Genomic DNA, 23,081 nt, shown 5'->3' on the forward strand with positions numbered 1-23,081 from the left:
GCTTGCTGCTGTTCTCGCGGTAGAACCGGCAACAAATAACTCGATTAGTCTGCTTTGTTTATACCAACTTAGTTTACTCTTTCTCATAGTGCTATCCTAAATAATTTTACTTATCTAGGACAGCCCCAAAAATAATTTTTAATGACCAGTTCTTAATAACACAGCCAGTGCTGCATCCGCCCAACCGATGTCGTACTGGCTTTATAACTTCATAATTCTACTCATATAGAAGGCGATTATGCGCACAATTACTATAAAATCAAAAGCCCTTACTCATAACCTAAATCAAGTCAAACAACGAGCACCCCAATCTAAAGTGTTGGCTATGGTTAAATCCAATGCTTACGGGCATGGCGTGGCGGCAGTCTTGCCAGCCCTGCAGCAAGCAGATGGTATTGGAGTCGCGACTTTAACCGAAGCATTAGAAGCCAGACAATTAGGTTGGGAGAAAACCATCGGTCTAGTAGAAGGGGCATTTAGCGCTGATGAGTGGCAGCAAGCCATTGATCATGATATTAGCTGCGTGATTCACCACGGACCACAGCTAGAATGGGCATTACAAAACATTCCACCCGCCGATAGTGCAACTAATGTGGTTTGGCTAAAATACAATACGGGTATGAATCGCTTAGGCTTCAATGCTGAGGGTGTTTTATCAGCAGCAAATCGTCTACATAAAGCAGGTTATCAGCTGATCCTAGCCACGCATTTTGCCAATGCTGACGACCACGATCACCCATTAAATGCGATGCAGATTGAACGTTTCTCAAGCGTACTAACGACTTTGAAAGATACCATTAGCCCAGATATCCAAGGCTCATTATGCAACTCTGCTGGTATCGTCAACTTCCCAGAACATCATTATGATTGGGTACGTCCAGGTATTATTTTATACGGTAGCTCGCCTGTCGTCGATCAGAGCGCACAAGAATTAGACTTGCAGCCCGCGATGGAATTTAGTGCTCAAATCATTGCTCTACAAACCGTTAGCGCAAATGATGCGATCGGCTATGGTAGCCGCTGGCGTGCCAAGCAAGATACCAGAACCGCTTTGGTCAGCGTTGGATATGGCGATGGCTACCCACGTGTGGTCACGGATGATGCATATGTCATTGTCATGGATGCTAACGAAAGCCAAAGCTACTGCTGCCCAGTGATTGGGCGCGTGGCTATGGATATGATTGTCATTGATATCAGTAGCGCACCTGAGAGTCTTGCTATAGATAGCAAGGTCATGCTCTGGGGCGATGCGCCTCGTGTCGACGAAGTTGCAGGTCATGCTGGGACGATTAGCTATGAGTTATTATGTCGCCTAAGCATACGTCCAAACCGTACACAGGCATAATCATTAGCGGCACAGTCATTAGCGTACAAGATATCGTGGCTTGCTAATGTGATTTCGGTCTATTTAGCAAGCCATTTGATCTTGATAAAAATGAACGTTTACATTGAAAGTAAATACGCTATACTAAAAGTTTGTTGTCAACCCAGTATACGCACTGACGCGATGCTATTGAAGACTGATGACGTTTCACTGACTGCGATCGACTGCTAGGATTACTATGAGTTTGCGCCATTTTTTAACCTTATCTGATTTAACCAAACAAGAACTAGAAAACTTAATCAAACGCGCAAGCGAATTGCGTAAGATGCAACACGCAGGCGAGATATACCAGCCTTTTGTTGGTCGTACGCTTGGCATGATATTTGAAAAATCTTCAACGCGTACTCGTATCTCATTTGAGACGGGCATGGGTCAATTTGGTGGTAACGCCATATTTTTATCACCAAATGATACCCAGCTCGGTCGCGGCGAGCCACTAGAAGACTCAGCACGCGTGATTTCTAGTATGGTAGATATCATTATGATTCGTACCTTTGGGCACGAAAAAGTTGAAACCTTTGCTGAATACTCCAGTGTGCCTATTATCAATGCATTGACCGATGACTATCATCCATGCCAGTTGCTCGCTGATATGCAAACCTATTATGAGCATCGCGGTAGTATCGAAAATAAAATCGTCACGTGGGTCGGTGATGGCAACAATATGTGCTCGTCATTTATGCAAGCTGCTAATCAGTTTGGTTTTGAATTACGCGTGGCAGCGCCTTATGGGTTTGAGCCTGATCCGAAACTTATGGAACGCTTTTCACATTGCGTGAGCTTGGTAGAAAACGTACAAGACGCAGCCAAAGATTCTAATCTAATTGTCACAGATGTATGGGCAAGTATGGGTCAAGAATCAGAGCAAAACACACGTGCACGTCGTTTTGCCCCTTATCAAGTGACGCCATCTCTATTAGACAAAGCCGATCCTGAAGTGGTGTTTATGCATTGTTTGCCAGCCCATCGCGGCGAGGAAATCTCTCATGACATGCTTAATGATCCACGCTCTGTCGTATGGGACGAAGCTGAAAACCGCTTGCATGCCCAAAAAGCGTTGATGGAGTTTTTACTTAAAGACAAAATCAAGTTGACTTAATCACTTAAACGCCCTCATAACTAAGCAAAGTAAGTTACTTGTAAAGCAAGACACAAAAAAGGCAGACTATATATTAGTCTGCCTTTTTTATTATTCAATTTTTAGCAAGCGTATGGATATAAATTAACGCGTGAGCGTTGTCACACCATTAGCACCTGCTTTTAGCAAAACGTCTGCTTGGTTTGCCGCAAAGATACCATTACAGACCACACCTACGATATTATTTAGCTCTTTTTCGAGCGCGATTGGATTACTCACATCCAAATCATAAGTATCTAGAATAACATTACCATAATCAGTGACAAAGTCTTCACGATATACTGGCTCACCGCCCAATTTGGCCAATTGGCGAGCCACATACGAGCGTGCTTGCGGTAATACTTCAATCGGTACTGGAAACGCGCGACCTAATATATCAACACTTTTACTCTCATCGACCATACAGACGAACTTTTTTGAAGCGGCTGCCACAATCTTTTCGCGAGTCAATGCACCGCCACCGCCTTTGATAAGTTGCAAGTGCTCATTGACTTCATCCGCACCATCGATATAAACATCTAACGTGCCAGCAAAGTTCAAATCAACTATTTCGATACCAAGCGCACGAAGTTTGTCTTCTGTCACCTGTGAGCTAGCGACAGCGCCAGCAAGCTTCAATTGTGGCAACAACTCAATCAAACAGTTGACCGTACTACCTGTCCCTACCCCAAGTATCATATCGTCTTCGATATAACTTAGAGCAGCTTTGGCCGCGGCTTGCTTTTGTGCTTGCTGATCACTCATCATAAATCCTTGGAAAATAAACGTATGGTCTTAAAAAAAGTAAAAGGCTAAAACAGATAAAATGCGCGGCTATTATAACCGATGATATTAATGGATGTTAGCGCATCATGACGCTAATTTGTGAGTCCTATCGTGCCTATCTAAGACTTAACGTATGCAAATACCTACACTTCATGTAAATTCAAGCACGAAATCCAAAGAAAACTGCAATTGAGTCTTGCAAGATACTAAAAATCGGCATAGGCTAATCTATTTCGTTTTTATATTCATCTACACTTTTTATATTCATTCTGTTTAGGGATTACTATGCTGTCACACTGGGTACGAGCCATCTTACAAGCCACCGTCTATGACGTTGCTATTCAAACACCACTTGAAACGGCGCCCAAGCTGACCCAACGTTTTGCCAATGATATTCGATTTAAGCGTGAAGACTTACAACCGGTCAAATCATTTAAATTGCGCGGTGCCTATAACCGTATCAGTCAGTTGAGCGACGAGCAAAAAGCGCGCGGTGTGATTTGTGCTTCGGCAGGTAATCATGCGCAAGGCGTGGCTTACTCTGCGCGCAAATTATCTCTAAATAACATCATCGTCATGCCAACCACGACTCCCGACATCAAAGTAGATGCGGTAAGAGCACTTGGTGGCAATGTAGATCTGCACGGTGATAGCTTTGATCAAGCAAACCGCTATGCGATTGACCGTGCTGAACGCGAAGGACTGACCTTTATACCACCTTATGACGATGAACTGGTCATCGCAGGACAAGGTACCATCGGTCTTGAGCTGACCCAACAGTGGCGCAACATGGACTATGTATTCGTTGCCGTTGGTGGTGGTGGCCTAATCTCTGGTGTGGCCGCATTCTTAGGCGAAGTTGCACCACATGTTAAAGTGATTGCGGTAGAAGCTGAGCAGTCAGCTTGTCTAAAAGCCGCGCTTGAAACAGGTGAGCGTGTCAAGCTCGAGCAAGTAGGATTGTTCGTGGATGGTGTGGCAGTGGCGCAGATTGGCGAATTGCCTTTTGACGTTGTCCGTACACAAAAAAGCGATAACTCAGGTCCTATCGTTGAGCCTGAAGTGATCACTTGTACCAATGATGAAGTGTGTGCGGCTGTCAAAGATATCTTTGAAGAAAATCGCAGCATCGTTGAGCCTGCTGGTGCGTTGTCAGTCGCTGGTATGAAAAAATATATCGAAGCCAACAATATCCAAGACAAAAACTGCGTCGGCATCATTTGCGGTGCCAATATGAATTTTGACCGCCTGCGTTATATCGCTGAGCGTACTGAAATTGGTGAGAAAAAAGAAGCCATCTTTGGGGTTACCATCCCTGAACAAACAGGCGCTTTTTTAAACTTCTGTCGCAGTCTACACGGCCGTAACATCACAGAGTTTAACTACCGTGCCGATAGCAAAAAGTCACCAGACTCAATGGAGCCTGCTTCAATCTTCGTCGGTATTGCTTTAAAAGAAGGCGAAAAAGAGCGTCAAACCATCAGTAACCAATTGTCAGACGATGGCTACACTGCTCACGACCTGACTGATGATGATATCGCCAAATCACATATCCGTCATTTGATTGGTGGTCATGCTCATGTCGAAAACGAACAATTGCTACAAGTGGTATTCCCAGAACGTCCAGGCGCATTGCTAACGTTCTTAGAAAAGTTGGGTGATGACTTCAATATTACCCTATTCCATTACCGCAACCATGGTGCTGCTGAAGGTCGTGTACTGGTTGGCCTACAAGCCTCTGAAGGCAACTCTCGTCAGCTACAAGACGCGCTTTTAGATATTGGTTATGACTGTGCCACGGTCAATGACAACATTGGCTATCAGTTGTTTTTGAGATAGTAAAAATAGATATCATATTTCTTACCTAATGGCAGTTTTTAAGTCGATTGAAAACTGCCATTTTCATATTAATAATGATTATTAGCTGGCAGGTATGGCACAGTGATAAACAAAGTATTAGTGATATTGACTTGTCTGATTTTCGTGCTTATAGGTTATAGAGTCCTTCAACCTAAAAACACGGTACATCAGCCTGCAACCAATGCAGCAGCAGATATCGTAACGCAATCTACTCTTACCTCTAATGACGTTGATAATATTGATGATATACCGCCAACATACGTTGATTTGGGTACTACTTCAACATCAGCGCCAACTACAACTCCAGTCTTATCGACACAACCGGCTTCAAGCTTTTCATGTGACGGCAGAACACATTGCTCACAAATGACATCCTGTGCAGAAGCCACCTATTTTACAAACTACTGTCCTAATACCAAAATGGATGGTAACCACGATGGTGTACCTTGTGAACAACAATGGTGCAACTAACCCACAGTCATCAAATCTATTTGCAAATATTAAAGTTGCCCTAATATTGTTTATATAACACTATGATTTAATATAAAAACGAATGCAGAGTGACTCTTATGAAGAAAAATGCTAATGCTGATGATAATAACCAAGGTTTGGTGAAAATCCGTCTCGATAAATGGCTATGGGCAGCTAGGTTTTATCGTACACGCACTCTTGCCAAGCAAGCGATTGAGAGTGGACGCGTACACTATGCCGGTAGCCGGGTAAAAACCAGTAAAGAGATTTCAGTCGGCGATGAGCTAACCATTCGCCAAGGCTCAGCGACCGCTATGACCGAAAAGACTGTCGTTGTTGAGGCGCTATCTGCACAGCGTGGCAATGCGACCGCCGCTGAGGTACTATATTCAGAGACTAAAGAGAGCGAGACGCGCCGTGCTTACTATGCCGAACAGCGCAAACTGGCTAATCTTGCTCGTCCTGATAACAAGCCCAACAAAAAAGAACGCCGCGATCTACAACGTTTTAAAAGTAATCAAGATTAAAACTGTTTCACTATCTCACCTTTTGGCCATGCATCATATGGCCAATTTTTCATTGTTAAATGACGCTATTGTTTAGTCTCTATCCTTGCCATTCCAAGCATTAAGCGTTACGCTAGCAGCTGATTCAATCGATTGCATGCTGATAAAAGCCGCATTAACAATGCTGGTCTCTTATAGCATGTTTTTTTTGTTATAGAAGGTCATATTATGCTGATGAAAGCCTGTACTCCCTCGTCTGTATTATTGGTATGTTTAGGAAATATCTGCCGCTCCCCTACTGCTGAAGAAGTTTTTCGTCAGCAAGCAGCGATTGCTGGACTATCCATAAAAGTAGACTCAGCAGGCACCAGTGATTGGCACGTTGGTAGTGCGCCTGACGCTCGATCACAACGTCATGCTAAGTCACACGGCTATAAAATCAATAAGCTGGTCGCTCGTCAAGTCAGTGCCAATGACTTTCGTGATTTTGATTTAATCTTAGCCATGGATTCACAGAATCTAGCTGATCTGCAAGCTATCAAAGACAGCATTACAGAGTCAGAGGGTAATTTGGCCACACTAGCGCTGTTCAGTGAAGAAGACCCTACCTATTGCGGCAGCGATGTACCAGATCCCTATAAGGGCGATAACGATGATTTCGAAGAAGTGATCGAGCGTATCGAATCAAGCGCCCAAGCTTGGATAGAAAGCTGGAAAGCCTGCTAGCCATACTGTCTATATTTTTGCTACTCTTGCATCCGGTATCCTCTATAATATAGTTAATCCTCTATAAAAGAGCTACAGCGTTAACCTTGCTTGAAATATCACAGTTACGTCTGCACTCAGTTGCCTTGTATCTCTTTTAAATTGAATCAACTATAGCTACCTTATCATTTATTATCCTTTTGCCACATAGGCTATGTTATGACCCAAGCTTCACGCCTTGACCACAGTACTCAGTCTACCATCAGCTCTGATGTTTCGAATGTTTCAGCGACTCCCGTAGTCAATGATTCAATCGACTTGTCACATGACAATACTATGGCATTGGCCTGTGTTGCTGACTCTGTCGTGACATTAAAGAATGAGGCGCAGCTTGATAATTTTATGGCAGCTTATATAGAAGATACAGCAGACAAACTGCCACTGTTTGTCTTATCTGGCGGTAGCAATGTTTTATTGCCTGCAGCGTTAAAAGCCATAGTATTGCAGCCAAAGATGCGTGGTATTCATCTAACCAATCAAACCGACGATTATGTCGATATCGAAGTAATGGCTGGCGAGAACTGGCATGATTTGGTCGTACATACGGTCAGTCAAGGTTGGTATGGGTTGGAAAACCTTGCACTAATACCAGGTCTAACGGGCGCAGCACCCATACAAAATATCGGTGCATACGGCGTACAATTAGAAGACCGCTTACAGTATGTACGCGCCTATCATTTGCCGACACAAACTTGGCACCATTTGTCAGCTGCTGATTGCCAATTTGGCTATCGTGACAGTATTTTTAAGCGTACACCAAACACTTGGCTTATTAGCCGTGTGGGTTTCAGATTACATACTAATCCTGCCAATATTTTAGCCAGTTATGGCGATGTACAGACTGTGGCGCAGCGCTATGCGGAGCAACAAGGGCGCGAGCAAGCGATGCCTCATGATGTTATGCAAGCCATTATAGATATTAGACAACAAAAACTACCAGACCCAAAGCAGCTACCTAATTGTGGCAGTTTTTTTCAAAACCCTATTATCGCTCAGGAGCGGTTCACAGCGCTGCAAGCAACTTATCCAGCTATCGTTGGTTACGCGATGCCTGATGCAATGGTAAAGGTTGCTGCAGGTTGGCTCATTGAGCAAGCAGGGTTAAAAGGGGGCGGCATTGCGCCTATTTTTACGCATAAACAGCAAGCACTAGTATTGACCAATCATACGCCTCAGCAAGCCACGCAAGAAGATGTAGCCATAGCGCAGAAACATATCGCTGCTACTGTCTATGAAAAATTTGCCATTCAATTGTCACGTGAGCCAGTCTGGGTAAATGCTGATGGCTCAATTGGATATGCTGAGCATGTGGCCTAAAAAATCATGGTCTAAGCGGCTATTATCTAAACGATTATGGCGATATTACTTGCGGTTTTCTGAACGCATGGTGACACTATTTCGCATTATCAATATTACTTTCATACTAGGCTCCACGTCTGTTATTTTAGTAATTATTAGCCTATTTACCCCGCTGTTTTCGCAAGCAATCGTTTATATCTTTTCTCTACTGCCGCTACCTGATATGCCTTCTGCTGCCATGAGCTCACCGCCTACTGCCTATGTAGTCTTAGGCGGCGGTCTGACCAATGACCACAACAACCAAATTATCTTGAATCGCTATAGTCTCAATCGCGCTCGTACCGCTGCAGGCGCTTACCATGACTTACCTCTACCGATCGTACTGAGTGGCGCTGAAGCTCCATGGCTCGGTCAATGGTTGATGGAACACGGTATCGACGGACTGATCAGTGAAAATGCCAGCATGAATACATGTGAAAACGCCCGTTTTACAGCCAAACGTATTCCGCTACGCCATGTATATCTGATTACTGATAGCTATCATATGGCGCGTGCACGCAGACAGTTTGCCTTAAATGGTATCAATAGCACACCACTCTCTGCGCCACTGCCAGTAAGACGCGACTGGATGAAGCCTGCACACAACTTAAGTCACTCACGGCGCGCTGTCTATGAGGTCGCAGCCTATCTGCGCGATGTGATACGTCCCCAGATGGACTGCCGCCATGCCAATGATGTGACTTCGCAGCAGCTATTGACCCCAAGAGGCAATGCCACAAAAAACTCTGACGAATAAACGTTAAAGATGTATACGATACCATTGAGAGACGCATTCTAAATACTACCGATCATCCACTACATTTGTGATGGGTGTATAATGATAAGAGACACTGCTATTTAAGAGATTTGCCATGCTCAGTATATTTTTATTAATTCCATTAAGTCTCATGCTGTTTGTGGTTGCTATTTGGGCAGTGCGTTATGCGGTCAAGTCAAATCAATTCGAAGATCTGGACAATGCATCACAGCGTATTATATTGGATGACCGTCAAGAACGCCGCCAAACTATGCAGGCTCATGAACGCTCAGCACCTACCCAGCAGCAAGATAAAACAGCGGCAACTGATGAAAATAACGATAATTCTGAGATGGATAAAAACTCAGAAATCTAATCTTATCTACCTTATAAATGCGTAATTTATTGGTACCGTTTTATTAAATAATTCAGCACTAGCAAGTTCGCCCTTTATCATTCTTAGGAGACGCATTCATGACCATCGCTTTACTTGTGGCGGCATTACTAATGGGATTCTTTGGTTCACCGCATTGTTTAGGCATGTGTGGCGGTCTTGTGACCGCATTTGGTCTGTCTATGAAAGATGTCAGCCCCGCCAAACGTCGTGCTTTGGTGGCCACGTATCATTTTGGGCGTTTAACGAGTTACGCATTATTGGGTTTAATCGCAGGGCTTATCGGTATTACTATATTGAAGCCATTGATGATGGGTAATAGTACACCGCGTATTTTATTAGGATTGGTCCTGGTATTCGTCGGTGTGACGATGCTTGGTGCACCGTTTTTGACTAAGCTCGAACGTTTTGGTATGCGCTTTTGGCAGTATCTTAGCCCATTGCGCCAAAAGGTATTTCCACTTAATACTTTTCCGCGCGCATTAACAGCAGGTTTGCTTTGGGGCTTTTTGCCTTGTGGTTTGGTATATGGCGCTCTACTGATTGCGGTCGTTGCTCACAATCCATTAAGCGGTGCTGCGTTGATGTTTGTCTTTGGTCTAGGAACCATACCTATGTTGGTTGCGACGCATGAGACGGTCGGTTGGTTACGTGATAAGATCGGACGTTTTCGCCTAAGACAGCTAAACGGTGCAGTTATGGTCATATCAGGTTTGGCAGTAGCAGTCGTGCCGATGGTCATGGCAAATATGCATGGCGGCCATGGTGAGATGAACCATGGTAGCCACGCTGCTATGATGTCTGATATGGACTCTCACGACATGAGCCAAATGAATCATGATATGGATATGGCAGCAGACATGGATCATAACATGCAAAATATGGACGACCATATGGATCATAATATGCATGACATGAGTGATGAATCAATGGACATGAATCACCATGAGCATACTGAAATGATGGAACATGCTCAATAAAGACATCTAAACAGATACTATTAACACTTAGCATATAAAAAAGCCCTCAATACCATTTTTGATATTGAGGGCTTTTGCTTGTTAAGTAATGCTCAGTTTATAGCAATTATTCCTGCCACTGCTCAAGCGTAAACTTGGTTTCTAAATGCTTCTCTAATGCCGGTATATTAAAGGCATCATCCTCACTCACAAAGCTGATACTAATACCTGTCTGGCCCGCACGGCCCGTACGACCAATGCGATGTACATAGTCATCTGGCTGATCAGGCAAAGTAAAGTTAACCACATGACTAATATCATCGACATGGATACCGCGCCCTGCTACATCTGTTGCCACCAAAATAGACGCGTGACCATCTTTGAAACGCTGTAAGTATTTCTCACGTTTTTGCTGAATGACATCGCCCGAGAGCATCACAATATTATGCGCTTGACGCAGTTTGTGATACAGACGCTTTACTTGGTCTTTACGATTGGCAAAGACGATGACCTTCTCTACTGCTTCATCACTGATAATACGCTGCAAGGCATCCAGCTTTTGATCTTCTGTCAGCAAATAAAAGTGCTGATCTACTAACTCGCTAGTCTTGTGTTCAGGCTCAATTTCAACAAACTGAGGCTCATGTAACCAGCGATAGGCCAAATTCATAACATCTTGGTTAAAGGTTGCAGAAAACAGCAAGCTTTGACGATCAGTATTGGCAGGCATTCGACCAACTAGGCGCTTGATATCAGGAATGAACCCCATATCTAACATGCGATCGGCTTCATCAAGTACCAGTACCTCTACTCTATCTAGATACACCATGCCTTTATTAGCAAGATCAATTAGACGGCCAGGCGTCGCTACCAAGATATCAACGTATTGACGTTCCAGCTCGTGCTGCTGAGTTTCATAGTTAGTACCGCCCATAATACAGACGCTATGTAGCGAGGTATATTTGGTTAATGCAATGCAGTCATCAAATATTTGCTGAGCCAGTTCGCGAGTTGGTGCCATGACCACAGCACGCGGCTCACCAAGATAGCGCTCTTCGTCATTGGTAAATGGGCGCTTAAGCAAGGCTTCCATAATAGTCAGTAGAAAGGTCGCTGTTTTCCCTGTGCCCGTTTGTGCTTGTCCAATAGCATCTTGATGTGCCAATGTATGCGGTAGTATCTTTGCTTGAATGGGCGTCAATTCAGTAAAGCCTAGATCACTTACTGCACGCAGAGTCGCTGTTGAAAGTGGCAAATCAGTAAACGTTGTAAAATTGCTCAAAAAAATATCCTTTTAAATGAATTGCTCGTATTTTATTAATTATACATAGGCTCACAATGAACCTTTATAGTGTCAAATGTAGCGTTTAAACCGTAATCAGTAAAAGTAGCCTTATCGAGTCTGCGGAAAACCATCAGCCATATAGGCACAAAAAAAGCCAAGCCCAAATCCAATCCTACCAAATATGCTGCAGTTCACTCAACATAGGTAAGATAAGATGGGCTTGACTCAGTAGTATATCAGTAGTTTGTACAGACATTATAACTAAACCGCTTTAATGCCTGAGTAAATTACTCTTCTATCTTTCTGACTTCTTCAGCTTGCAGACCTTTGTCACCTTCTACTACGCTGAACTCAACTTTTTCGCCATCCTTTAGAGAACGATAGCCATCACCCTGAATCGCGCGGAAATGGACAAAAATATCTTCTCCGCTGTCACGTTGAATGAAACCAAAGCCTTTTGAGTCATTAAACCACTTAACGATACCTTGCTCACGAGCTGACATAATATTACTTCCTAAAAAAGTCCGCTTAGCCCTAGCTTCCTTTGCGACATTGCATATAAACAGGGTCTAAGATTATGAAATCAAAAATTAAGAGTATTACTACTCTACTTACCATCGTCTATGTAGTTCTTGAATTACATACATAGTGTTTCCATAACGAATTCGCCAAACGCACTTATCGTCATGAAATTTGATGATAGCAACAAACTTGCAATATTTATTGCATAAAAAATATCATAGCACGGGTTTTTAGCAACATAAAGACTTTTAATATGCTTTTTGATATCTAAATAATTTTTTTAGACAAATTTTTATAACCTAGCTATCAAGCTGTTATGATAAAGAGCAAAATGCGTTGAAGCCATTTTAGCTTAACGCCGCGCACCTTAGATTATTCTTATAATATAATAAATTATTAACATCGCTCAATAGTTACCGAGACCATTATGACCTCCTCTACTCCATCAAAAACAGCCGAACAATCGACTAACGAAAATTCAAATCAAATACTGACTCATAAATTACTACTGGTAAATGGGGTAAATTTGAATTTACTAGGCAAGCGAGAACCGCACATTTATGGTCATACGACACTTGCTGATATAGAAAAGCAACTAGTCGAGCGCGCGGCCCACCACGGTATAGAGTTAATATGCATACAGTCCAACCATGAAGGTAAGCTAGTAGACGACATTCAGCATCACGGATTATTAGCGGACAAACCTGCGCAAGTTGATGCTATTATTATCAATCCGGCTGCATTTACGCATACTTCAGTGGCTCTACGCGACGCGCTATTGGCCACCCAAAAACCATTTATAGAAGTACATTTATCCAATGTTCATGCCCGTGAGCCTTTCCGTCATCATTCATATTTAAGTGACGTTGCGGTCGGAGTCATTTGCGGCTTAGGACAATTAGGCTATCAAATGGCGCTTGATTACTGGTTGAGCAATATGTATGCAGTTGACACAAACAAATGATGTAGCGGCGCTTACTTTTTTATAAATAATTGCTCGCGTCTTCACACATTAGTCAAACAGTAATCTTGCAAGTAAAATAATAGAATTACGACTGAGCAAACAACCCATTATACGGTGACATGAATGGCAAAATCGTCCGGAAAACGCTTTATGAAACTCGCTGGCATGACAGCGAGTATTGCTGGCAAAGCCGCTAAGAACTCATTTAAGCATCTCTCAAGTGACGAAGAAAAACGTCTGCAAGCTCGCTCAGATCTGATGCAAGACGTGGGCGTTCAAATTGCCGAAACGTTGGGTGAGATGAAAGGCGCAGTGATGAAGGTCGGACAGATTGCTTCACAATATAAGGATGTATTCCCGCCTGAGGTTGCGTCAGCACTCGAAAAGCTACAGAAAGATGCGCCGCCAATGCCGTATGCGCAAATACAAGCTCAAGTTGAACGTGAATTGAAAGCGCCGATCTTAGAGTTGTTTAGCGAGTTTGAAGAGACACCTTTTGCCGCAGCATCCATTGGACAAGTGCACAAAGCAACGTTGCCATCGGGTCAAAAAGTGGTGGTCAAAGTCCAGTATCCTGATGTTGATGAAAACTGTGATAGCGATCTCAAACAAGTACGTATGGCATTAAAAATAGCTGGCGTGCTCAATATGAGTAAGCAACTACAAGAGCAGCTTTTTAATGAGATTCGCCAGAGTCTGCACGATGAATTAGACTATGTTAAAGAAGCTCATAACTTACGCGTATTCGGCGCTTTTCATGCAGAAGATGAAGGCCTTATTATTCCCAAAGTGATTAGTAGCCACTCTTCTAGACGGATTTTAACGTTGACTGAAGAGATGGGAGAGACATTGACTGTCGCCGCGACATGGGACAATGACGTCAAACAAAAAATAGCAGAGCGTCTGTTTCATTTTACCGCAGGGCAGCTGTTTGGCTTATACCGTATGCACTGCGACCCTCATCCAGGTAACTTTGCGTTCCGTCATGACGGTAGCGTCGTGGCTTATGATTTTGGTGGCATCCGCAGCTATAGCGATAGCGAAGTGCAGCTATTCAAACGCTTTGTCAAACATGCGCTAAGAGGTGACGTCACTGCACTTGAACAAGATTTGATTGCCCTAGATATTCGCCGCGAAGATGACAAGAACATCCCTGGTGAATTTTATGAAAAGTGGCTATCGATTGGGCTTAAACCTTTATCCATTAGCCCCTATCAAGAAGGCGAGTTTGATTTTGGCAGTAGCCAAGTCCATCACGAGGCCATTGCACAGATGCGTACGTCTTTGAAGTACTTCGGTCAGTTTCAACCCTCAGCTACCACTATGATGCTAGACCGTACTGTATCAGGACAATACTGGAATCTGGTCAATTTAGGCGTCGAGATCGACCTCTCACCACTGGTTGATGAATACATCGATGCGTAGTAGGTATATTGACTGTCACGATTAAATCTATTTTTAGATATGTAGCGCGTGTCCGCAACGATCGCAAAAGTCTGCCCCTACTGCATGGCCGAACTTACCACAGTTGGGGCAAGTCACCGGGTTAAGTTGTGGGCGCATGTTACGTGCTAGCTCTGACGTAAAAATACCTGTTGGTACCGCAATAATCGAATAACCCGTGATCATGACCATGGTTGCAATTGCTTGGCCGAGCGGTGTTTTGGGTGACATATCACCATAGCCAACCGTTGTCATCGTGACAACTGCCCAGTAGATAGACAATGGAATACTGGTAAATCCATTTTCCGGCCCTTCTACCACGTAAATAATTGAACCGAAGATGGTTACCAATAATACAAGCGATAAGAAGAAAACCGTGATTTTCTGTTGACTGGTTTTTAATGCAGACGCCAAAAACCCAGCCTGTTGCATATAGGCCTTGAGCTTAAGAACGCGGAACACACGTAAAATACGTAATACCCGTATCACGAGTAGATACTGTACACCCACAAACATTAGGCTCAAATAACTTGGCAATACAGACAGTAAGTCTACTATTCCAAAGAAACTAAAAGCATAGCGTAAGCGGTTGGGTGCTGAAAACAGCCTTAACGCATACTCAATAGTAAACAAAATGGTAAAAAACCACTCTGCATAAAAGAACAACGTGCCATACTGCAAACGCATATATAGCACACTATCAAGCATGACGACGGCCACACTGGCTAAAATTGCAATCAGCAATACAATATCAAAGAGCTTACCCAGACGAGTATCTGTGCCTTCAATAATGATATGCGTACGGTTACGCAAGTGTGTAAGAGCTTCGGCGGTTGGTTGCTTCATAGAATCAGTACTTTATAAAATCAATGGCTTGATAGCACGCAATGACTTAAAATGTGATGGATAAGGGCAAGTTGGTCAAAATAGCTAAAACTGGTTTATAATATCGCTCACCTATCACAGTGAATACAATCTATAAGTTGCCACAGTGTAGCAAAAAAGCACTCTCAACAACATACAAATCGTTAACGTGCCAGTAGCGCTACTACCTTAAATAGACAAAGTAATGATAGTATAAAATCAGGCAATCAGATACCGAAGGTTGTTGTTGATCACTCTTTTTACCCATAAAAATAGTACGTAGAACTTAAGGATGTTATATGGCAGGCCATTCAAAATGGGCAAATATTAAACACCGTAAAGCCCGTCAGGATGCAGTAAGGGGTAAGATATTTACCAAGATTATTCGTGAAATCGTTTCAGCTGCCAAACAAGGCGATCCCGATCCTGACAAAAACCCACGCTTACGTGCCGTTATCGAAAAAGCTCTATCCGTCAATATGACGCGCGACACGATTAATCGTGCTGTCGATCGTGGTACAGGCGGCGGCGATAACGAGAATATGGAAGAAGTCAGTTACGAAGGCTACGGTGTCGGTGGTGTGGCTGTATTGGTCGAAACCATGACGGATAACCTTAACCGTACGGTCAGCGAAGTACGTCATGCTTTTACCAAGAATGATGGTAATCTTGGCACATCAGGCTCAGTGGCGTATTTATTCACTAAACGTGGCGAAATCACTTTTAACGATGTCAGCTTAGAAGATGAGGTCATGCTCGTTGCACTAGATGCGGGCGCCGTTGATATCGAAAATGATGGTGAAAGCTTACTCGTTATCACTGAATGGGAAAGTTTCGGTCAAGTCCAAGATGCTCTTAATGCGGCTGGTCTTATTTCTGACAACGCCGAGGTTACTATGTCACCATCTACCACGGCTGAGATCGACAATGTCGATGATGCTGAAAAGATCATGAAGATGATTGATATGCTAGAAGATGCTGATGATGTGCAAGAAGTTTATACTAACGTGAACTTCTCTGCTGACGTCATGGCTCAGCTTGAAGCATAAGCGTATTAATTGTTCAGTAAAAAGGGCCAGATACTAAAAGTATTTGGCCCTTTTTTATTAAGATAGCTCCAGACTCAGTTTTACGTCCAACTTCCTTCTAATGATAGTAAATACTCTTTTTTATCTAGCCCGCCTGTATAACCACCGAGCTTACCGTCGCTGGCAATCACTCGATGACAAGGAACAATAATGCTAAAAGGGTTTTTGCCATTGGCCTGCGCAACCGCACGGAATCCCTTTGGACTGTTGACACGCTGCGCGAGTGTGGCATAGCTGATGGTTTCGCCATACTCAATACCTTGTAGTGCCTGCCATACTCTTTTCTGGAACTCAGTACCCATAGAGAAGTCTAAAGGCAAATCCAATGTCTTACGTTTACCATCAGCATAGTCTTTGAGTTGGAAAATCGTTTCTATCAATAATGCTTGAGCAGGTTCATTCATGCTTAGGCTATTTTTGTCTATAAAAGTAAAATCTTCGTCTGTCAGGCCATAGTACTTTTTAAGTTTAGGTACAGATTTTGAGCTATGCCACGAGTTACCTGCCAGCAGCCAGTTGGCTTCAACGAGCATAGGCTGACCATGCTCATTGACACGAGCAATCAGTGTTAATCGATGTGACCCAAAGGCTGCTGTGGTAACTATCATAGCGTCTACTTCCATATTATCTTAAAAATGATTTACCAGTTAAAACTGGCTATCTTATTCTTTATCATCGGTCTCGAACAAAGCGGCGACAAATTGCTTCGGACTAAAAGAACGCAAGTCGTCAATCGACTCACCCACACCAATATAGCGGATAGGCACATCTGTCGTTTCGGCAATATTAAACACCACACCACCTTTAGCAGTACCGTCTAGTTTAGTAATAGTAATACCTGTCAGCGGCACAACCTTGTTAAACAGTTCGACTTGGTTGATAGCATTTTGACCCGTGCCAGCATCCAGCACAATCATACCTTCATGCGGAGCACTTGGATCCGCTTTACGCATGACACGTACGACCTTCTCTAACTCTGCCATCAAATGTGTCTTGTTTTGCAGACGTCCAGCAGTATCGGCAATGAGCACATCGATATTCTTTGCTTTGGCTGATTGCATCGCATCAAAAATGACAGAAGCGCTGTCAGAACCATGACCTTGCGCTACCACTGGAATATGATTGCGCTCGCCCCAAATCTGTAACTGCTCAGTAGCTGCCGCACGGAACGTATCGCCTGCTGCCAGCATAACTGATTTACCCTCGCCCTGTAGGCGCTTGGCAAGCTTACCGATCGTTGTGGTTTTCCCTACACCATTGACACCTACTACCAATATAACAAACGGCTTTTTGCTAGTATCAATCACCAATGGCTCAACTTTTGGTGTAAGGATATCAACCAATTCACTTTGCAACGCTTTATATAAAGAATGAGCATAAATCAAGTCACCACGATCTGTCTGCTCGGTGAGGCTCTTGATGATACGGTTCGTCGCGTTGACGCCGATATCGGCTACCAATAGTTGATCTTCGACTTCTTCTAATAGCTCGTCATCAATCTCTTTACCACCGATTAAGATACTGACCATGCCTTCGGCTAAGTTTTTGCGTGACTTACTGAGACCCGTTTTCATACGGTTGAACCAGCTGCCCTTTTTCTTATTCTCTTTTGTCTCTTGTGACTCTGTAGCAGGCTCTTTGCTAGTAGCTGCTTGTGCGTCACTGTCAGCCACTGGGTTTACACTTGGCGTGTCACCCAATTGCTCCTGCAATGGCATAGCAGGAATAGTCGACGCAGTATTAGTTTGACTTGTAGCGGCTGTCTCTGTAGCACTTGAAAAGCTTTCAGAATTACCTTTAGGGACGTTATGCTCTTCTGTCATAACAATTGGCGTAGCCAAAGCAATATTGTCTGCAGCGTCATTGCTAGAGACGTCTTGGTTTACCGTGCTGTCCTTTTGTGGAGCAATACTCTCTGTTGCATCAATAATGGGCACAGATTGCACCGGTAGACTGGGTAAGGTAATATCATCGTCATCTAAGTCGTCAAGACCAGCATCAAGGTTAATGACTACGCGGTTGCTATTGTTTGGGTTGTTCATAAATTTGCCCTAAAAGTTATCACAATCAATTATTTGTTTATTGTTAATGGATTTATAGGTTGTCATCTGGCTACGAGCGACATGACGCTTAATTTTGACCTATTTTAGCATAATTCAAGTCATGCTCAGCCCTTACCCTATTAGACTATCGTCAAAATTTATCTGTTTAAAAAATCACTCAATGATTTGAGAAAGTTTTGCTTAAGGTTTGGACACAAAATTCTGACCTGTTACTTGTCAGACTTCGCCTACTCTACCAAGACTTATTCGATAAATACTTATTAGGAATCCGTTATGTCATTATTCTCTAAGCACTATAAGAAAATCAGCAGCATAAGTGTGGCTGTTTTATTAACGACGACTATATTGGTGACAGGTTGCACCACGACGCAAGAATTTAGACCAACTGCTAGTGTTATGGTTGGTGCTCAGACCTCTTTGTAATGCCATTTATCACTATGATTAGCATCTAATTCTTCTATTATTATTTTATATAAGTAGACCATACCATGCCATTGTCTTTACCTCTAGCAGCTGCGCCATTACGCATGGCTTGTGCCTTATCAGTAGCAGCGTCACTTGCTGCGTGTCAAACCAATACGAAGCCTACTGACTCTGCAACTGCGACAAGCTCAATTGCAAAAAATAGCTTAGCTCAAAACATATCAGATGAAAATAAAACGAGCAAAGATACTCAGCCTTCTGAGTTGACAATGGACATGTCAGGTCGACATGAATATCAGTTAGAAAATGGTCTAAAAGTCGTCATAAAAGAAGACCACCGTGCCCCAGTTGCTATGACACAAATCTGGTACCGAGTGGGCTCGGCAGATGAGCCTCTTGATAAAGGTGGTATCTCTCACTTACTCGAGCACATGATGTTTAAGGGCACGACCAATGTCTCTAGTGATGACTATGAGCGGCTAATTGCTAAGTTTGGCGGCGTCAACAATGCCTTTACCAGTTATGACTATACGGGGTACTACGAGCTATTCCCTGCCAATCGTATGCCATTAGCGTTAGAGCTTGAAGCAGATCGCATGAAAAAACTTATATTCGATGACAAAGAATTTGCCAAAGAGCATCAAGTGGTCATGGAAGAGCGCCGCCAACGTACTGATGACAATCCACTTGCCAAAGCGTATGAGTCATTTCGTCTACTGGCTTTACCTGACAGCCCAAAAGGTGAATCTGTCATTGGACCTATGAACGAGCTAGAATCGATCAAACTTTCAGATTTAAAAGACTGGTATAAGACGTGGTATGCACCAAATAATGCAACGTTAGTCATCGTCGGCGACGTGCAACCACAAGAAGTACTTACTCAAGTCAAACGTTACTTTGGTGATTTAGAAAAAAGTGACCTACCCAAACGTACCTCTGTAACTCAAAAAGGCTTCCGTGGTTATCAAAAGGTAGACTCTGAGCAAGCCGTACAAGTGCCCGTTCTACTGATGGGTTATAACGTGCCAAGCCTTGCCACGGCAGGTACAAACAATGAAAAACAAGCTTATTCCCTGTCACTCGCGCAAGATGTGCTCGATGGCGGCTTATCTGCACGCTTAGAGAGTCGACTCATACGTGAGCAAGGTCTGCTTACTACGGTTGGTACTTCTTACGACTTGTTAGATCGCGGTGATGGGCTGTTTTTGATTCAAGCAACACCGCGTGAAGGCGTCAGCTTAGAGCAAGCACAACAAGCCATAACCTCAGAAATAGAAAAGCTAAAAACCGATCCTATTGCCAATGACGAGATTAGTCGCGCCAAGACCAATACGGTTACTGGTTTGATTTATGCGCAAGACAGCATGGAAGGACAAGCACGTATGATAGGCTCGTTACAATCTATCGGTCTAGATGACAGACTGCTTGCTAAACTGCCAGCTAAGCTTGACGGTATCAGTGTGGCTGATATTCAGGCTGCCAGTAAAAAATATTTGGTCAAGGACAACTTAACGGTGATGCATGTCGTGCCACCTAAAGACAATAAAACCTCAGCGAAATAGTAGTTGCCTATTATCAAACGTCTCATAAAAATGGCCATAACACCGTATTCTTAATAAGAAGAAACTCATGATTCAGAATAAATACGACCTTAAAGCAAGACAAGAATCTTTTAAGACTACTTCATCCTCTATAAGTAGCACTATCGCATCTAAAAAGCGAGCCTACCTCAGTGCTAGCGTAATTTTTGCTTTTAGCATCTTGGCGACTACTGCTCAAGCTGATACAACAGCTGCTGAAGATTACCGCGCACCTGCTGCAGTCGATGCAAGTGCGCCAATTGCTGCCTTATCTAAACTGACCAGCTTAGACGATGACAAACCTTTAAAAGTCACCGTACCGACCATTCAACAGTTTAAGACCAAGTCTGGCGTACCTGTTATGTTTGTACAAACGACCACCTTGCCAATCGTAGATGTTGATTTGCGTTTTAATGCTGGTAGCGCACGTGATGGTAGTATCAAAAAGGATGGTTTTGGTATTGCGAATATGACAGCGACGATGCTAGAACAGGGCTCAAAAAGCCTAGATGAAAACGCATTTACACGTGCAGTGGAAACGTTGGGCATCAATCTAAGCAGTAGCGCCTATAAGGATATGTTTATCGTTTCACTGCGTAGCTTATCTGATGACAAGCACCTCTTGCCAGCCATTGATTTAATGACACAGATGGTAAGTGAGCCTACGTTTGACGAGGAAGTTCTAGCTCGCAATAAAGCAAGACTGTTAGTCGGCCTACAGCAACAAAAACAAGATCCTAATAGCCTAGCAAGCATCGCTTTCAATGATGCTCTATATGGTACTCACCCTTACGCGCATCCATCAGTCGGCACACTAGAAAGCGTTCCTACGATTGAGAAACAACAACTGATAGACTTTAAAAACAAATATCTAGTGGCAGCAAATGCATCTGTTGCTATGACCGGCAACCTGACATTAGAACAAGCCAAAAAACTGGCAGAAGACATCACTGCTAAATTGCCTACTGGCCAAGCTGCCACTGATTTACCTGAGCCGAAACCGCTTACTAAAGCGCAGCACGTTCATATTCCATTCCCAAGCACTCAAACCACTGTACTCATGGGACAGCTGGGTAGCAAACGGGCAACCGACCCAATAGCACAGCAGCAGCAGACCAACTTTGCGGTTGGAAACGAAGTTATGGCAGGTAGTGACTTTAATGCGCGACTAATGACGGAGGTAAGACAGAACCTCGGCTATACTTATGGAATCTCAGGATCGATGAATCCCATGCTCTCTCGAGGTCCCTACCAGATTGGTTTTTCGACACGTAATGACAAGGCGCGTGCGGCTATTGATGCAAGCTTAGCGGTTATCAATGAGACGCTAGACAAGGGTATCACCAATGAGGAGATGCGCTTAACTACAGATAATTTGAAAAACAGCTTCCCGATGGGGTTTGCGAGCAATGCTGGTATTAATAGCTTACTTGGAATGATGAATTTTTACCAATTGCCGAATAATTACTTAGCTGACTATACCAATCGCATTGATCAAGTCACACTTTCAGAGGTCAATCAAACCATGCGAGATACGCTAAAGCCTGATAACTTTTTAATAGTTACGGTTGGGCAAGAAGATCCTTGGAAAGAAAAGAAAGTGGTAGAAAAAACCAGTAAGAAATAAATCGCTAGGAAGCAATATTAGAAATAAGCGTTATCAATCCAATGGACGTATTATAAATGGTAAAAAATACTACTCATAATATGTCCATTTAAATATTTGAACGGCTATAATCTTTAAATAAGAAGCAGAACATTCTTAATGCTTGGCATTAGGAATACTTGGCGTCAGAAATTTTTAGCGCAACATCATAGACAAAATGCTCAGGCTTATGGGTAGCCCCGTTATAGCTCAAACGGATAACATGCTTATCATAAGATGTCACTTTATAATTACCATTGGCAAAGTTATGTAGCGTCGGCACAATTAATAGCGCTTCTATTTGACGGTTATCTACTTTAACATTGAGGCGCTGACCCTCTCGCGGATATAAAAAATAATCACAGTAGTCATTTACCATGACCTCTGATATACGTTCGATAACCTGATTATCCGTTTCTTCTTGAATTAATTTTGGACAGACATCAGAGCGCTTAGAGGCCAAACGAGCATAAGAGTTCTTGATACTATCTTCTATCTCTTTAGAGCTTTGTATATGTCTATCAGCTTTATCCGTCACTATCATATTGTTTTCAGAGGACATCTCTGTACTACACGCACTAATCAGTAATACCGACATAAGTGCAGAAGTAAACAAAGCGCCATACTTATAGTTCGAGTGCAAAGAACTTTGCTTCTCGTTATTTAATCTATGGTAGCTTTTTATTGTCGAGCGCTGATTTTTCATAGTTTTCGCTTAAAGTAAATTTTGTAGTTTTCTTTATAAGCCATGAAAATATAAAGGCGATTGATAACACATATTATTAAAGCATAGTTTTTAAAGACCAAACAAATTTTTAATGAACTCATGTGTCTAACGTATGAATCCTACCAGATAATTACGAAATT

General features: G+C 43.0%; 22 protein-coding genes and 2 pseudogenes. 16 read left to right on the forward strand and 8 right to left on the reverse strand.

The window, feature by feature from the left end; translation table 11 throughout:
• A pseudogene (locus QL898_RS11020) lies at window positions 1–87 on the reverse strand (IS1595 family transposase); the annotation flags it as partial.
• 151 nt (window positions 88–238) lie between these two features.
• Here QL898_RS11020 and alr point away from each other — a divergent pair.
• On the forward strand, window positions 239–1,345 hold the full coding sequence (alr, locus tag QL898_RS11025) for an alanine racemase (RefSeq protein WP_290176829.1): 1,107 nt from the start codon (window positions 239–241) through the stop codon (window positions 1,343–1,345).
• Window positions 1,346–1,562: 217 nt separating this feature from the next.
• Window positions 1,563–2,483: an ornithine carbamoyltransferase gene (gene argF / locus QL898_RS11030; protein ID WP_290176830.1), complete on the forward strand. Its 921-nt coding sequence runs from the start codon at window positions 1,563–1,565 to the stop codon at window positions 2,481–2,483.
• Between the two features lie 123 nt (window positions 2,484–2,606).
• Here the strand turns inward: argF and rpiA are convergent, their stop codons facing one another.
• Window positions 2,607–3,266: a ribose-5-phosphate isomerase RpiA gene (gene rpiA / locus QL898_RS11035; RefSeq protein WP_290176831.1), complete on the reverse strand. Its 660-nt coding sequence runs from the start codon at window positions 3,264–3,266 to the stop codon at window positions 2,607–2,609.
• Window positions 3,267–3,572: 306 nt separating this feature from the next.
• Here rpiA and ilvA point away from each other — a divergent pair, with 306 nt between their 5' ends.
• The 8 genes and pseudogenes from ilvA (at window position 3,573) to QL898_RS11075 (ending at window position 10,358) form a co-directional block, all read left to right on the forward strand.
• Window positions 3,573–5,126 (forward strand): threonine ammonia-lyase, biosynthetic, encoded by a 1,554-nt coding sequence (ilvA, locus tag QL898_RS11040; protein WP_101205019.1) that lies wholly within the window; start codon window positions 3,573–3,575, stop codon window positions 5,124–5,126.
• A gap of 354 nt (window positions 5,127–5,480) precedes the next feature.
• Window positions 5,481–5,618 (forward strand): annotated as a pseudogene (locus QL898_RS11045) (excalibur calcium-binding domain-containing protein); the annotation flags it as partial.
• Window positions 5,619–5,716: 98 nt separating this feature from the next.
• Window positions 5,717–6,145 carry a S4 domain-containing protein gene (locus tag QL898_RS11050; RefSeq protein ID WP_057760405.1) on the forward strand — a complete coding sequence of 143 codons (429 nt, stop codon included), beginning with the start codon at window positions 5,717–5,719 and terminating at the stop codon, window positions 6,143–6,145.
• 207 nt (window positions 6,146–6,352) lie between these two features.
• On the forward strand, window positions 6,353–6,850 hold the full coding sequence (locus QL898_RS11055) for a low molecular weight protein-tyrosine-phosphatase (RefSeq protein ID WP_290176832.1): 498 nt from the start codon (window positions 6,353–6,355) through the stop codon (window positions 6,848–6,850).
• Window positions 6,851–7,165: 315 nt separating this feature from the next.
• On the forward strand, window positions 7,166–8,206 hold the full coding sequence (gene murB, locus QL898_RS11060; protein WP_290176878.1) for a UDP-N-acetylmuramate dehydrogenase: 1,041 nt from the start codon (window positions 7,166–7,168) through the stop codon (window positions 8,204–8,206).
• A 49-nt stretch (window positions 8,207–8,255) separates the two neighbouring features.
• Window positions 8,256–8,984, forward strand: coding sequence for a YdcF family protein (locus tag QL898_RS11065; RefSeq protein WP_290176834.1), 729 nt, complete (start codon window positions 8,256–8,258; stop codon window positions 8,982–8,984).
• Between the two features lie 115 nt (window positions 8,985–9,099).
• Window positions 9,100–9,360, forward strand: a complete 261-nt coding sequence (gene ccoS / locus QL898_RS11070) for a cbb3-type cytochrome oxidase assembly protein CcoS (RefSeq protein ID WP_290176835.1) — start codon at window positions 9,100–9,102, stop codon at window positions 9,358–9,360.
• Window positions 9,361–9,458: 98 nt separating this feature from the next.
• Entirely contained in the window at window positions 9,459–10,358 is a 900-nt protein-coding gene (locus QL898_RS11075) for a sulfite exporter TauE/SafE family protein (protein ID WP_290176836.1), read from the forward strand.
• Window positions 10,359–10,464: 106 nt separating this feature from the next.
• Here QL898_RS11075 and QL898_RS11080 read toward each other — a convergent pair whose 3' ends face one another.
• A complete protein-coding gene (locus QL898_RS11080; RefSeq protein ID WP_102091784.1) occupies window positions 10,465–11,619 on the reverse strand; it encodes a DEAD/DEAH box helicase in 1,155 nt (384 codons plus the stop codon).
• 290 nt (window positions 11,620–11,909) lie between these two features.
• On the reverse strand, window positions 11,910–12,125 hold the full coding sequence (locus tag QL898_RS11085; protein ID WP_057760416.1) for a cold-shock protein: 216 nt from the start codon (window positions 12,123–12,125) through the stop codon (window positions 11,910–11,912).
• 446 nt (window positions 12,126–12,571) lie between these two features.
• Here QL898_RS11085 and aroQ point away from each other — a divergent pair, with 446 nt between their 5' ends.
• Window positions 12,572–13,108, forward strand: a complete 537-nt coding sequence (gene aroQ, locus QL898_RS11090; protein WP_290176837.1) for a type II 3-dehydroquinate dehydratase — start codon at window positions 12,572–12,574, stop codon at window positions 13,106–13,108.
• Window positions 13,109–13,231: 123 nt separating this feature from the next.
• Window positions 13,232–14,533, forward strand: coding sequence for an AarF/ABC1/UbiB kinase family protein (locus QL898_RS11095; RefSeq protein WP_290176839.1), 1,302 nt, complete (start codon window positions 13,232–13,234; stop codon window positions 14,531–14,533).
• 33 nt (window positions 14,534–14,566) lie between these two features.
• Here the strand turns inward: QL898_RS11095 and QL898_RS11100 are convergent, their stop codons facing one another.
• Complete coding sequence (locus QL898_RS11100; RefSeq protein ID WP_057760421.1) at window positions 14,567–15,397, reverse strand: ion transporter; 831 nt, start codon at window positions 15,395–15,397, stop codon at window positions 14,567–14,569.
• A 317-nt stretch (window positions 15,398–15,714) separates the two neighbouring features.
• On the opposite strand from QL898_RS11100, the gene QL898_RS11105 reads away from it, so the two are divergent.
• Window positions 15,715–16,464: a YebC/PmpR family DNA-binding transcriptional regulator gene (locus QL898_RS11105; RefSeq protein WP_102091781.1), complete on the forward strand. Its 750-nt coding sequence runs from the start codon at window positions 15,715–15,717 to the stop codon at window positions 16,462–16,464.
• An 80-nt stretch (window positions 16,465–16,544) separates the two neighbouring features.
• On the opposite strand, the gene QL898_RS11110 is transcribed toward QL898_RS11105, so the two are convergent.
• Together QL898_RS11110 and ftsY are read right to left on the reverse strand one after the other, a co-directional pair.
• Window positions 16,545–17,111, reverse strand: a complete 567-nt coding sequence (locus tag QL898_RS11110; protein ID WP_290176840.1) for a methylated-DNA--[protein]-cysteine S-methyltransferase — start codon at window positions 17,109–17,111, stop codon at window positions 16,545–16,547.
• A gap of 54 nt (window positions 17,112–17,165) precedes the next feature.
• Window positions 17,166–18,221, reverse strand: coding sequence for a signal recognition particle-docking protein FtsY (gene ftsY, locus QL898_RS11115; protein ID WP_290176879.1), 1,056 nt, complete (start codon window positions 18,219–18,221; stop codon window positions 17,166–17,168).
• Between the two features lie 618 nt (window positions 18,222–18,839).
• Between ftsY and QL898_RS11120 the strand changes: the two genes are divergently transcribed.
• The 3 genes from QL898_RS11120 to QL898_RS11130 all read left to right on the forward strand — a co-directional run bounded on the left by QL898_RS11120 (window position 18,840) and on the right by QL898_RS11130 (window position 22,196).
• Window positions 18,840–18,989, forward strand: a complete 150-nt coding sequence (locus QL898_RS11120; RefSeq protein WP_156410696.1) for a hypothetical protein — start codon at window positions 18,840–18,842, stop codon at window positions 18,987–18,989.
• Between the two features lie 65 nt (window positions 18,990–19,054).
• Complete coding sequence (locus QL898_RS11125; RefSeq protein WP_290176841.1) at window positions 19,055–20,551, forward strand: pitrilysin family protein; 1,497 nt, start codon at window positions 19,055–19,057, stop codon at window positions 20,549–20,551.
• A 67-nt stretch (window positions 20,552–20,618) separates the two neighbouring features.
• Window positions 20,619–22,196 carry a pitrilysin family protein gene (locus tag QL898_RS11130; RefSeq protein WP_290176842.1) on the forward strand — a complete coding sequence of 526 codons (1,578 nt, stop codon included), beginning with the start codon at window positions 20,619–20,621 and terminating at the stop codon, window positions 22,194–22,196.
• Window positions 22,197–22,344: 148 nt separating this feature from the next.
• On the opposite strand, the gene QL898_RS11135 is transcribed toward QL898_RS11130, so the two are convergent.
• On the reverse strand, window positions 22,345–22,920 hold the full coding sequence (locus QL898_RS11135) for a hypothetical protein (protein ID WP_290176843.1): 576 nt from the start codon (window positions 22,918–22,920) through the stop codon (window positions 22,345–22,347).
• Window positions 22,921–23,081: the final 161 nt, after the last annotated feature.

It is taken from the genome of Psychrobacter sp. APC 3279 (assembly GCF_030407795.1).
GTDB lineage: Bacteria > Pseudomonadota > Gammaproteobacteria > Pseudomonadales > Moraxellaceae > Psychrobacter.